This is a genomic window from Caldalkalibacillus mannanilyticus JCM 10596 (genome assembly GCF_000615945.1).
GTDB classification, from domain to species: domain Bacteria; phylum Bacillota; class Bacilli; order Caldalkalibacillales; family JCM-10596; genus Bacillus_AT; species Bacillus_AT mannanilyticus.
Window position 1 is genome coordinate 1 of record NZ_BAMO01000036.1, and the last position, 12760, is coordinate 12760.

14 protein-coding genes and 1 pseudogene are annotated in these 12760 nt (G+C 38.4%); 9 read left to right on the forward strand and 6 right to left on the reverse strand.

Features of this window, described 5'->3' with window-relative positions; translation table 11 throughout:
• The first annotated feature begins 75 nt into the window (after nt 1-75).
• The 3 genes from JCM10596_RS17715 (at nt 76) to JCM10596_RS17725 (ending at nt 2636) form a co-directional block, all read left to right on the forward strand.
• The gene (locus JCM10596_RS17715) at nt 76-924 is read left to right on the forward strand and encodes a putative bifunctional diguanylate cyclase/phosphodiesterase (RefSeq protein WP_025028276.1); all 849 of its coding nucleotides are present in this window, start codon (nt 76-78) and stop codon (nt 922-924) included.
• A gap of 131 nt (nt 925-1055) precedes the next feature.
• Nucleotides 1056-2114: an ABC transporter ATP-binding protein gene (locus JCM10596_RS17720; RefSeq protein ID WP_025028277.1), complete on the forward strand. Its 1059-nt coding sequence runs from the start codon at nt 1056-1058 to the stop codon at nt 2112-2114.
• 321 nt (nt 2115-2435) lie between these two features.
• Nucleotides 2436-2636: a cold-shock protein gene (locus JCM10596_RS17725; protein ID WP_025028278.1), complete on the forward strand. Its 201-nt coding sequence runs from the start codon at nt 2436-2438 to the stop codon at nt 2634-2636.
• A gap of 95 nt (nt 2637-2731) precedes the next feature.
• Here JCM10596_RS17725 and JCM10596_RS17730 read toward each other — a convergent pair whose 3' ends face one another.
• From JCM10596_RS17730 to JCM10596_RS28885, 4 genes are all read right to left on the reverse strand, one after another.
• On the reverse strand, nt 2732-3364 hold the full coding sequence (locus JCM10596_RS17730; protein WP_025028279.1) for a TVP38/TMEM64 family protein: 633 nt from the start codon (nt 3362-3364) through the stop codon (nt 2732-2734).
• Nucleotides 3365-3467: 103 nt separating this feature from the next.
• On the reverse strand, nt 3468-3890 hold the full coding sequence (locus JCM10596_RS17735) for a hypothetical protein (protein ID WP_025028280.1): 423 nt from the start codon (nt 3888-3890) through the stop codon (nt 3468-3470).
• 368 nt (nt 3891-4258) lie between these two features.
• On the reverse strand, nt 4259-4990 hold the full coding sequence (locus JCM10596_RS17745; protein ID WP_234410553.1) for a DUF421 domain-containing protein: 732 nt from the start codon (nt 4988-4990) through the stop codon (nt 4259-4261).
• 178 nt (nt 4991-5168) lie between these two features.
• Nucleotides 5169-5339: a DUF2759 family protein gene (locus tag JCM10596_RS28885; protein WP_081792096.1), complete on the reverse strand. Its 171-nt coding sequence runs from the start codon at nt 5337-5339 to the stop codon at nt 5169-5171.
• 151 nt (nt 5340-5490) lie between these two features.
• Between JCM10596_RS28885 and JCM10596_RS17755 the strand changes: the two genes are divergently transcribed.
• From JCM10596_RS17755 to JCM10596_RS17775, 5 genes are all read left to right on the forward strand, one after another.
• Nucleotides 5491-6321 carry a GNAT family N-acetyltransferase gene (locus JCM10596_RS17755; RefSeq protein WP_025028283.1) on the forward strand — a complete coding sequence of 277 codons (831 nt, stop codon included), beginning with the start codon at nt 5491-5493 and terminating at the stop codon, nt 6319-6321.
• Between the two features lie 72 nt (nt 6322-6393).
• Nucleotides 6394-7353 (forward strand): glutaminase A, encoded by a 960-nt coding sequence (glsA, locus tag JCM10596_RS17760; RefSeq protein WP_025028284.1) that lies wholly within the window; start codon nt 6394-6396, stop codon nt 7351-7353.
• An 89-nt stretch (nt 7354-7442) separates the two neighbouring features.
• On the forward strand, nt 7443-7766 hold the full coding sequence (locus tag JCM10596_RS17765) for an Fpa/YlaN family protein (RefSeq protein WP_025028285.1): 324 nt from the start codon (nt 7443-7445) through the stop codon (nt 7764-7766).
• A 175-nt stretch (nt 7767-7941) separates the two neighbouring features.
• On the forward strand, nt 7942-8346 hold the full coding sequence (locus tag JCM10596_RS17770) for a hypothetical protein (protein ID WP_025028286.1): 405 nt from the start codon (nt 7942-7944) through the stop codon (nt 8344-8346).
• A 143-nt stretch (nt 8347-8489) separates the two neighbouring features.
• Nucleotides 8490-9683, forward strand: a complete 1194-nt coding sequence (locus JCM10596_RS17775) for an ornithine--oxo-acid transaminase (protein WP_025028287.1) — start codon at nt 8490-8492, stop codon at nt 9681-9683.
• 109 nt (nt 9684-9792) lie between these two features.
• Here the strand turns inward: JCM10596_RS17775 and JCM10596_RS17780 are convergent, their stop codons facing one another.
• The gene (locus JCM10596_RS17780) at nt 9793-10137 is read right to left on the reverse strand and encodes a hypothetical protein (protein ID WP_025028288.1); all 345 of its coding nucleotides are present in this window, start codon (nt 10135-10137) and stop codon (nt 9793-9795) included.
• Nucleotides 10138-10390: 253 nt separating this feature from the next.
• Between JCM10596_RS17780 and acsA the strand changes: the two are divergent.
• Nucleotides 10391-12132, forward strand: a pseudogene (gene acsA, locus JCM10596_RS26280) (acetate--CoA ligase).
• Nucleotides 12133-12234: 102 nt separating this feature from the next.
• Here the strand turns inward: acsA and JCM10596_RS17790 are convergent.
• Nucleotides 12235-12759: a DUF309 domain-containing protein gene (locus JCM10596_RS17790; protein ID WP_234410554.1), complete on the reverse strand. Its 525-nt coding sequence runs from the start codon at nt 12757-12759 to the stop codon at nt 12235-12237.
• Nucleotide 12760: the final 1 nt, after the last annotated feature.

Below are 12760 nucleotides of genomic sequence, written 5' to 3' on the forward strand. Positions count from 1 at the left end.
TAGTTTGGAATTGCACTTTATGGCATAGATGGATTTGATGCAGAAACCTTACTGAAAAATGCAGACAGGGCAAAGATGGCTGCCAAAGCAAAAGGAAAAAATCAATTTGCCTATTATCATTCAAAAATGGATCAAAAAAATTATGAAAAGCTCCGCTTGGAAAATGATATGTACCGTGCACTTCAAAATAAAGAGTTTGTCTTGTACTACCAGCCAATTATTGATGTCCAGACAGGAAAAATCGTTTCTGGTGAAGCGTTGATTCGATGGAAGCATCCAGAGTTGGGATTGATCAGTCCTAGTGAATTTATCCCTATTGCTGAGGAAACGGGTTTGATTTTACCAATTGGAGAATGGGTCTTAACGGAGGCTTGCAGGCAAAATAAATATTGGCAGGAGAAGGGATACCCTCCTATCAGAATTGCCGTAAATTTTTCAGCTCGACAATTTATGTATCATCACCTTTTTCGAAGTGTCCAACAAATTTTAAAAGAGATCGACATGGAACCAAACTGGTTGGAAATCGAAATTACCGAAAGCACCATCATTCAAGATGAAGAAGCTGTCATCGAGATGATTGAGCAATTTAAACAGATGGGAATTCATATTTCAATCGACGATTTTGGGACAGGATTTGCTTCTCTTTCTTACTTAAAAAAATATCGAGTGAACACATTAAAAATAGATCGTTCTTTCGTCAAGGATATTCATCATAAGACGGAAAATGCTGCCATCACCACAGCCATGATCCATTTAGCTGAACAGCTGAATATGGAAGTAATCGCTGAGGGAGTCGAATCCAAATCAGATTATTTATATTTGAAATCGAAAGCGACAAATAAAATGCAGGGCTTTTTTATTCGCCGTCCATTAAACCCTACAGAATTTGAACATGTTCTATTGAATGGGGTCGAGCAATTTTAAAAATGATTGACGTCATTCGCCTAGGTATACTATACTAAGAGTAATGAAAATCATTATCAATTATATTAGAATCATTCTAATTTAGATCAAATTATTTCCTTAGTGACTTAGATAAAGCGTAGGAGGATGACATGGCGTTCATTAAAATACATCAACTAACTAAACATTTTACTGATCAGCTTCAACCTGCTGTTGATCGATTTGAGTTAGAGATTGAACAGGGAGAAATCATCACCTTGCTAGGTCCTAGTGGATGTGGTAAAACAACAACTTTAAGAATGATCGCTGGATTTGAACAGCCTTCAGTAGGGAGCATTCAAATTGGAGATCAATTAGTATATGATATGTTTTCTTTTCTTCCTCCTGAAAAAAGAGGAATAGGTATGGTATTTCAAGATTATGCTCTATTTCCTCATCTTACAATTGCCAAGAATGTGGCCTTTGGTTTATCGAAGTGGAAGAATAGTGAAAAGAAGCAGAGGGTGCAGGAGGTTCTTGAGTTAGTAGGATTAGCAGATTTCGGAGATCGTTATCCTCATCAGCTATCTGGTGGACAGCAACAGCGTGTAGCTTTAGCGCGAGCACTGGCTCCTCGTCCACATGTCGTCTTGATGGATGAGCCGTTTAGTAATTTAGATGCAGGACTTCGTGAGAAAATGAGAGTAGACGTCATGGACATTTTACGCAAAGCCTGTACAACAGCCATTATAGTAACGCATGATCAAAAAGATGCGTTTGCTATTTCTGATCGAGTTGTGGTCATGAATCAAGGTGTGATTCAACAAATTGCCTCACCTCGAGAGATGTATCGCTGTCCTAAAAATTGCTTCGTTGCTCAGTTTGTAGGGAAAACCAATTTACTCTCTGGTCAGTTATCGGCTGATCTAAAACATGTCGATACGCACATTGGGAAGGTTTGTTTGCCTCATCAGACAGTAGGCTCTCTGACCGATGTAACGGTATCGATTCGTCCAGAAGGATGTAAAATTGTTGAGCAAGGACGTTATAACGGGGAAGTAGAGAAGGTTATTTATGGAGGAGAATACCAAGAACTACAGTTGAAAGTCACAACGGATTCCCATACATTTGAATCCATAATCTTATATGCACCGATTGATCAGGACATCGAGATTGGTTGTAGAATATCATTTGATATCACGCCAGAGCTTGTTGCGGTGGTTGAGCAATAAAAAGCGTCAAAGTTAGACATATTTCTGTTTTGATATGTAGTATTTTGTCATAATCTATCTACAAAAAAATCCGTAAAGCATTTGACATTCATTTCCGCTAGTGCTAATATTAAAGTAAATATTAAGGATTTCCTTATTATTTATCTGTTTACTGAAAAAGATGGATGAGTTGGATTTGTAAGTCGTACCAAGTCTGGAGACTTTCAAGTTTTTATGAAGTCCCTCTAGGTTACGACTTTTTTATATCTCCTGAATCTAATCTTTGGAAGTAATATTATTTTTTCAGGCCACAGGGCCGGTATATTAGGAGGTTGTTTTAAGATGCATCAAGGTACAGTAAAATGGTTTAATGCTGAAAAAGGATTTGGATTTATCGAAGTTGAAGGCGGAAACGATGTATTCGTACACTTCAGCGCTATTCAATCTGAAGGCTTCAAAACTTTAGAAGAAGGACAACGCGTTGAGTTCGAAATCGTTGAAGGCGATCGTGGTCCTCAAGCTTCAAACGTTGTTAAGTTATAAGATAAGGCTTCCTTATTTTAAATAAGAACACGTATCAAAACCTTAGGAGTTTCTCCTAAGGTTTTTTCTTGGTGTCTTGCCTTGCTCAGATTGATCTAGGTTTCGATACGACGAGTACGTCTTGTCCATATTTGATATAAGAAATAGACGACTAAAAGAAATAGGGCATAGAACAACAGAATATATAAGATGGAGAAAGGGTCATTCATCCATTGAGCTCCTACTAGCGCAAATAATAGCATAGCCGGCACCTTTCCAAGAGCAGAGGCAAGCATGTAAGGAAGCAATCGGATGCGGCTCAATGCCGCATAAGTATTAATGACAATGGATGGAATAAAGGGAATCACTCTAGCAAATAAAATAGTTAGGAAAGCATTCTTTTCAAACAGCGTCGTAACCTGGCTTAACGCTTTATATCTATGAAGTACTTTGACTCCCCAATCCTGATATCCATAACGTACAATCAAAAACATCAATAAGGAGGCAGCTGTGGACCCAAACCATGTAATAACTCCTCCAATAATAAGTCCATAGGATGCACCAATGACAGCTCCCACAAAAGGATAAGGGATAATGGGGAATAATGACATTAAGGTAGCGATGGTCATTGTAATAGGAATCAGTGAAAGAGTTGCATTCTCAATCCAACTCAATATCGCCCCTTGATAGGTATAGATAAGAAAAGCAATAAAACTATAAAAGAGAAAGATACTTACTTTTTTTTGCATGAAACTAGTGCCTCCTGATTCGAACTTCTTAGAATAATGAAAAGCCATTAGGTATGTTCGTTTATTCGATCATACCCAATGGCTAGGCTTGTGTCTACTATTGTTACTTTTTTAGTATCGTATTGACGAAGGTGTACAAAGAATCTTGATCTTCTTTCCACTCATCGATCGAATGACGATCGGAACAAAAGGAGGTGGCAAGTGCACCATGCTGATACACATTCATACAATAAATATCTTCGGAAAATGAATAGGACTCTACCTCTAAGCCATCAGGGAGTTGAATCCGGTTGGCTTGGGAGGGGGATACAGAGGATGGCTTCTTGGGCTGCTGCAACATGTGATTTTTACATAATTCCACTAACATATCCGGATTTTCTTTCCACTCTTGTACAATCTCATTGTCTGAGCAAAAGGCATTAAAAGATTGACCATTTAGAAAAACTTCAACACAGGTAATGTATTCTGAAAATGGATACGTTTCAATTAACAGTTCCTCTGTTAATTGAATTCTTTCTTTTAACATGATATGTAGCACCCCTTTTCATATTGGATTACTTCCATCATAAACGAAAATGAAAGCACTTTCAAACTCGTTTTCTATCCCTTGTATTTAAGGATTATTCAACTCGTTAATTGAGACCATTTGATCATAACCGCAATTTGAACAATAGGCTATGTGTGTGCATTGATGTTCAGCAACATCCACAATACCATTGGTCATATTAAGATGCTCTATTTCTCGATACGGACTATAATCACCGAAATAGTCAGATAACTTTCCGGAGTCAGTCATCATAGTTTGACATTTAGGACATTTTACTTCCACAGAAGAGAATCCGTTGCATACAGGACAAAAGGACATTGTTTTACTCCTTTCAGTAGCACATGATGTTAATGAAGAATAGGAGGTATCCTGATATCTTTTTCTGTCTTTAAAGAGATGTGCAGTTCACGGTTTTCTGTTAGTGAAGCAAAGAACACCTCCTGTGTGTGATGAATACCTTGCTCCTTCATTTGCTGTAGCAGCCATGCTTCATCTAATTTTAATTTGTCTAAAACCTCCTGATAGATCCTTCCTTCAACGATGACAGGAAAAGAAAAAAGCGCACTTTTTTTAGTAATGCCCATGTCTTCGTTCGTAACAACTTCTTTTTCCTTCTTTTGTTGCACAGTTAGCTTCCCATTAGCTTCAATAATAGCCAGTTCGACATCTCTTACATCAAAGACCCCATTTTCTCTGAGCATTTGCAGGAGATTATCAAGAGAATAACGAATTTTTTTCATGTTTTTGATTAAGAATTGTCCATTTCTGATCACAAGGGTAGGCTCGAAAGTAATCAGTTTTCCAAACCATCGATATTGGATAGCCCACTTTGATATGACTCTCTGAAAGATGCCGATGAGAACGATCGCTATGGCAGTATGAACATGACCAATTTTAGGGTCTGCAATATCAGCTCCGGCTACTGCAGCAAGGGAAACAATAATTAGAAAATCAAAGACAGGAAGCTCCCCAATCGCTCTTTTTCCCATAAATAGTGCCATGATCAATAAGAGAGGAAAAATCGTGATAATTCTTCCCACCAAGATAAGAATATCTTTCATATCTATATCTATATTCATATGCAGTATTAAAGCTCCTTTGACCAAAATGATGAAAAAATCATCTTTAGTGTAGTCGAAGGAGCCTTCACTTATTCGGGAGATTCTTTTTTTTAGATCAGTAGAAATGACAAAACCTGTTTACGTGAGCTTTCATGGATGAAAAGTCATGTAAACAGGTCTTATTTGTCTTAAAGTGCTAAGTTGTAGTAAAAGCCTCTATTAGAGACATCACTGTAAACCAGCCGAAAACTGCCAACGAGATAAGTGAAAACCCTGCCCCAAAGAAATTTTTAACAGAAAGAGTTCTGATCAAACCGTAGAGGCAAAGTAATGTGATGGCAACGCAAGATAAAATAAAAATATTCATGTCTGAACCCCCTTACTGGTAGTATGTAACATTGCTCATTTTTTACGCACTATTGTTATTTTACTCCTAATGGTTTCGTTTGTCGAGTTCTAGGCATATATAGATAGTAAAATATATATTTAAACATTAAGTGATAGAAAGGAGAGGTATGATGAGCCGAATGATTCTTCCTTTGAATGGCTTGTTCCAACCTGAAGTAATTAAACATTTTATTAAACAAGAAGAGCCTTGGCATTTAATCGCTTATGAGGCCTATCTTACTTTTGGCGCATCGAATCATGAGCATGAATGGTTTGTAGAGCTTCATCATCATCAAATAAAAGGACTTATCTACCATCATCGCCAGCTTTTGCACTTTGTTTACCCCGTTGCACCAGAACATGATTCTCCTCTATATTCTTTTTTACAACAACGCTTTCCCTATTTTATTTCACATGGAAAAAAGGAAATTGTGGAGGCTATTGTATCTCGTCTGCAAGGCAGGGTGACTAAAGTTGAAGAAGCTCAATTTGCCATTCAAACTCCTCAGACTGAACAAGTGGTACAAGATATACAAGAAGTTCCTCCGCAGTACAGGGTTAGATTCTCTTCATTTCTTGATTACCCATTGTTAATACAGTTTCTTAAGAGCTCTTCTGTACATCGGCATATTGACGAGTCACTTATTTCTTCGCTTTCTGTTAAACATAGAATTCTGCTAGTAGAAGAGGATACAGCTAACCGAAATCATTCTCGGATTGTAGGGTGTATCATGTCCTTGAAGGAATCACCATCCTATCGTTTATTAGGAGGATTATATGTGAGGGAGAGTGAACGGAAAAAAGGAATAGCAACCCTCTTAGGGTATGCTGTGCTTAAAGACACGCTGAAGAGGAAGAAAAAAGCGTGTTTTTACTTCAGTGATTCAGATCTAACTGAATTTTATAGCCGTGCTTATTGTCAAATGATTGGGCGATGGGTCACTTATACAGTTGAGTGGTAGTAAGAAATAGATCGATGTGTTAAGCTAAAAAAAAGATAATAGTGGTTACATAAGTTCACTGGAGGGATAAGGGTGTCAAAGCTAATAGTAAATTCAGCTGATTCAAGTACAGTCTTTCAGCAGGAGTTAGAAGAATTAATAAACAACCATCGACAAGATGCTAATCTTGGGAAAGTAGCTACATATATTCCCGAATTAGCAAAGTCAAATCCCAAGCATTTAGGTGTCAGCATCCGTTTGCTATCGGGAGAGATTGTAGAGGCGGGGGATGTTAGAGTTCCTTTTACAATGCAAAGTATCTCTAAGGTTCTAACTTTAGCCCTTGCCTTAATGGATCATGGTGAAGAGTATGTGTTTAAAAGAGTGGGGATGGAGCCAACAGGAGATCCGTTTAACTCTATTGTTAAACTAGAAACGATCCATCCTAACAAACCATTAAATCCAATGATTAATGCTGGAGCTATTGCCGTTTCTTCGATGATTAGAGGAAATAAGGTAGAAAAAAAGCTTGAACGTGTCCTTACGTTTATAAGAAAATTAAGCAAAAACTCAGAAATTAGTTATAACGAAAAGGTGGCAGAATCAGAATCAAAGACGTCTGACTTAAATAGAGCCCTAGCTTATTTTATGAGGGAGCATGAAGTATTTGAAGGGGATATAGAGGAAATCCTAGAGTTTTATTTTAAGCATTGCGCGATTGAGGTTCATTGCCTTGATCTGGCCAATATTGGGGCTGTATTCGCTAATAATGGACAAGATGTGGAAACAGGAGAAACCCTTATTCCGCCTAAGATCGCTCGTATTTGTAAGACCTTTATGGTTACTTGTGGAATGTATAATGCATCGGGTGAATTTGCGATCCAAGCAGGCTTTCCTGCCAAAAGCGGTGTGTCAGGAGGAATTCTGGGAACTGTGCCAACTAAGATGGGGATTGGCGTATTAGGACCTTCTCTTGATGATAAAGGAAATAGTGTTGCGGGAGTTAAGTTACTAGAATCAATGTCAGATCGCTGGAATTTAAGCATATTTTAAACACCTAGAATCTAGTCATTCCTTGCTTTTTTTAGCTTGAACACGTATTATAGGTGTAGGGAGATTGGACGATGATTGGAGTGATTTGATTGTCAACGGATTTAGTAACTGATATTAAGAATAAGGCTTATGCCCTTTTGCAGGCAGACGCTAATAAAATATTGAAACTGATTGAAGTGCAGATGGATAATTTAACGATGCCGCAATGCCCATTATATGAGGAAGTTTTAGACACGCAAATGTTTGGTTTGTCTAGGGAGATCGACTTTGCGATACGTTTGGGACTTATTGAAGAAGTAAATGGAAAGAATCTCATTTCCGATCTGGAGAAGAAATTAGCACGCCTTCATGAAGCATATGAGTCGGTTGAACGTATACAGCCGCCACTGATAAATAGAGATATACAGAAATAGCTCCTTACGTTTGGGGCTTTTTTTATTTAGGATAGGATAATACTGGATCATGTTTTAATAAAAAATTTGTAGAGAATTGATGAATGAAAAAGTATAATAAGGTTACAAAATAAACATGCCATAGAACTACTGTTACAGGCACTAAGGAATAAATGGAAAAGGAAGAGATGAAAAAATGAATGATTTAATACAACAAATTGAATCTTGGATTCAAAGTCGCCAACTGATTCGTCTCTCTTTACTGGAAAAAGGAATTGGTCGTAAGGTTCTTCATGGCCGCATATTACAATATAGTGCCTCAGAACAGCTCATTTTGTTTTATCACGATGACGAAAAGAAAGTGTACAATCTTGCGTTAAGTGAGATCGAGGACTTAGAGGCAAGCTCTAATCCAAAAGAGGAAAAACAGGAGCAAGAGAAAAGTCAAAAAAATCATAAAAAAAATAATCAAGCTGTGCAAGATCCGGAAAGGGAGAAGTTACTTGAAGAAACGTTGACAATTTGCCAGCGCCTTTCGAAAGAAGAGCTATCAAGAATACTTCCTTTGTTAAAATTAATTCATCAGAAGAAAGAAAAATAGTCTATTTTAAGTAAACCAGTTCCTTTATTATTGTGGAGTTGGTTTTTTATTTTGGCATGATTCTTTTTGTTTCTTTCGAAGCTAAAAAGGGAAACGTAAGGGGTAGAACAAGCAAATTCTTACGGATGAGAGGCGATTCTAAGATGACAAAAACGAATGCGATTATCACAAAAACAGAATTATTTGGAGCGAAAAATTATCTCCCTTTACCCATAGTGATTTCAACAGCAGAAGGTGTCTGGGTGGAAGATCCAGAAGGAAATCGTTATTTGGATATGCTTAGTGCTTATTCAGCATTAAATCCAGGTCATCGGCATCCTAAAATTATTCAAGCACTTAAGGATCAGGCAGATCGGGTTACTTTAACGTCGAGAGCTTTTCATAATGAACTACTGGGGGATTTTTATGAGAAGCTGTCCGAATTTACTAGAAAAAAAATGATTTTACCGATGAACACAGGTGCTGAAGCAGTTGAAACTGCGATAAAAGCAGTACGCAGATGGGCTTATGACCAGAAAAAAATACCTGAAAATCAAGCTGAAATCATTGTGTTTGAAGGGAATTTTCATGGAAGAACGATTACCATTACCTCCTTTTCCTCAGAAGAAGAATATAAAAAGGGCTTTGGCCCGTTCACACCTGGCTTTAAACTCGTGGCCTATGGGGATGTGGAAGCCCTAAAATCTGCGATTACACCTAATACAGCTGCCATTATGCTAGAGCCAATACAAGGAGAAGCAGGTATTGTTATACCTCCAGAAGGGTATTTGAAAGAGGTTAGGAAGCTTTGCACTGAACATCAAATTTTATTGGTTGCCGATGAAATTCAAACGGGTTTTGGAAGAACGGGAAAACCTTTTGCCTGTGATTGGGAGGAGGTCGTACCTGATTTATATATTATGGGTAAAGCGCTAGGAGGAGGCGTATTTCCGATTTCAGCTGTGGCGGCAGATGAAGAAGTACTTGGTGTTTTCAATCCGGGTTCTCATGGTTCTACATTTGGTGGGAATCCCTTAGGGTGTGCAGTGGCTATAGCGTCACTAGATGTGTTAAAAGAAGAAGAATTAGTGGAACGTTCTCTAGAAATGGGAACCTATTTCATGAAAAAATTAAAAACAATTGAAAGTCCAATTATCAAAGAAATAAGAGGAAGAGGATTATTTATTGGCATAGAGCTTCATGAAGCAGCCAGAGGATATTGTGAGGAATTAAAACAAAAGGGTCTATTATGTAAAGAAACACATGGAACGATTATTCGTTTGGCACCTCCACTCATTATCAAGCAAGAAGAAATCGACTGGGCCTTTGATCTTATACAAGAAGTTCTGACGAAATAAGATTGTCAAAAAGGCGACATGAAAAATGGCTCTTTTAGGTGGAGCGTTGTCTCTACCGCTTGAATGCCGTTTATAATTGTCGCCTTTCCTAATGAGAGTTGGGAACTGTCTATTTCGATTTGAAAATAGAGATGGCTTCCGGAATATCTTGTGTATTAAAGGCATTCATAAATTCTTTAGTGTCGTTATAATAAAGTCTGCTTGCGTCGATTTGCCCACCATGTTTCATCAAGATAAGGAGTGCCGCGATATGGTAAAAAGGTACTCCCGTTTCCTCTTCATTATAAATCGCTTGTTCTTTTAGATATTGATCGAAGTAACGGACATAGGTTACATTCAGTTTTTTTTCCGAACCATCGATATCATAGAGCACATCTGACTGATTAAAGAGATCTTCTAGTGTTGTGGGAAGTTGCTTCTCACATTCAAAACCAGAGCAGTGATAGATTTTCATTTTATAGTCCTCCTTGGGTCCTTCAGTACTTCAATATTATAGCAAAAAAAATGAAAATACATGATGATAAATATCAAATATATCATGAATTTGTCTTAAATGGTTCAAATCTGAGGGTAAATGACCTAGGATGCAGCTTAAATTGCCTGATTTGTAAGGTAAAGGTCAAGATAAAAAATTGAGAAAAATCTAACACTTTGTTATAATTTTTTTAAGTAGAAGGAACATATTGTCAAGGGAGAGGAGTGGTTGAGTGAAAACAGAAAAATTAGCTAGTGTTGGTAATGATTTTAATCTAAAGAATTATGAGGAAACAAGACAGACCTTTTCTTGGAGTGATGTGGAGCGCGAATTCACCTGGTACAATACAGGGAAAATAAACATCGCGTATGAAGCGATTGATCGTCATGCTGAAGGTGAGAGAAAGGATAAGGTAGCTCTCTACTATAGTGATGCAGTACGCGATGAAAAATATACATTTACAGAAATGAAAGAAAAAACAAATCAAGCAGGAAACCTATTAAAGAAAATAGGGATCAACAAAGGGGATCGTGTGTTCATCTTTATGCCTAGGATGCCTGAGCTCTATTTCAGCCTTTTGGGGGCGGTCAAGTTAGGGGCGATTGTAGGTCCTCTATTTGAAGCCTTTATGGAAGGAGCTGTTCGCGATCGTTTGGAAAACTCTGAAGCGGTAGCGATCATTACAACCCCGGAATTACTACCACGTGTTCCAATAAGTGAACTCCCTGCTCTCCAGCATATCGTATTAATATCGAATCAACTGGATCAATTAGAGCAGTTAAGAGATTCCTATCCACAGGTTACGTTTTATGATTTTTACAAGGAAATGAAAGCGTCATCACTAGAGCTGGAAATCGAGTGGATGGACAAGGAAGATGGACTGATTCTGCATTACACCTCTGGTTCAACAGGAAAACCTAAAGGTGTGCTCCATGTACATTATGCCATGGTTCAGCACTACCAGACGGCGAAGTGGGTTTTAGACCTTCAAGAAGATGATATTTATTGGTGTACGGCAGATCCGGGATGGGTTACAGGAACATCGTATGGTATTTTTGGTCCCTGGTTAAATGGAGCTACCAACGTCATTCGTGGTGGGAGATTTAGTCCACAGGATTGGTATAAGACGATTGAAAGATACAAGGTTTCTGTATGGTACAGTGCTCCAACAGCCTTTCGAATGTTGATGGGGGCGGGTGATCATGTGGTTGAGGAAGCGGATCTTTCCTCTCTAAGACATGTCCTAAGCGTAGGGGAACCACTTAATCCAGAAGTCATTCGCTGGGGAATGAAGGTTTTTCAGAAGCGTATTCATGATACATGGTGGATGACAGAAACAGGTGCAATGTTAATTTGTAACTATCCATGTATGGAAATTAGACCGGGCTCAATGGGTAAACCGTTTCCTGGCGTGGTAGCTGATATTATTGACAATCAAGCAATATCCTTCCACCGAATCGGATGGGGAATTTAGCCATTAAAGCAGGATGGCCATCTATGATGCGTAAGATATGGAAAAATGATTCGAAATATCAAGAATATTTTGCGATTGAAGGTTGGTATGTTTCAGGAGACTCGGCATATAAGGATGAAGATGGTTACTTTTGGTTCCAAGGTCGTGTTGATGATGTGATTATGACCGCAGGAGAGCGAGTAGGACCTTTTGAAGTGGAGAGTAAGCTCGTGGAGCATCCGGCTGTGGCGGAAGCGGGAGTCATTGGAAAGCCAGATCCTGTTCGTGGAGAAATTATCAAGGCATTCATTGCTCTTCGTGAGGGATATACTCCTTCGGACGAGTTGAAAGAAGAAATTCGCCAATTTATCAAGCAAGGTTTAGCAGCACATGCTGCCCCCAGAGAGATTGAATTCAAGGATAAGCTTCCTAAAACACGTAGTGGAAAAATAATGAGGCGTGTCTTGAAAGCATGGGAGTTAGATCTCCCTACAGGCGATTTGTCTACAATGGAGGATTAAATATTTGGCTGGGGAAAGAACAGATATGAATAAGTGACAAGGATTTTAGCCATAGCAAAAGGAGCCTTTACGGGGGCTCCTTTTGTTTATTCTGCTTCTGTTTCATGAACGTTTTTTTAGTTGGGCTTGTTTGCTTCTTTCTTGCACGACATCACTACGATCTCTTAATGTATGCTTATGTAATAGAAACTCATTTGATAAATCGCTGGTCGTTCCCCAGATGACTCCCCTTTGTGAGCATAAGCTCTGACATTCTTTTATAACGGGTTCCTTTAGAGGAAGCTGAAGGCTATGATAAGGCATGTTGTCGTTCATTGATTGTAGATTTTTATTGAGTAGCGTGAGCAATTCTGAAGCATGAAAGCCGAGCTGCTCTACTTCATTTTGTTTTTGTTCTAGTAGAGAAATGGCGCTATACAGCATTTTATATGCTCCAGCCATATTTCCTCTGCGGTAGTGATATTGAGAAACAGCGATCTGGATTAGGCCTACCCAAACTAGGTTATTCATCCCCTGTTCTTTCCAATATTCCTCAAGAATTTCATGACATTCAAAATAATCTCGATCTGCATGAAAATAAACCAGGTACTCTAAATACTCAGCAGGGTACATCTGTAAGACCTCCATC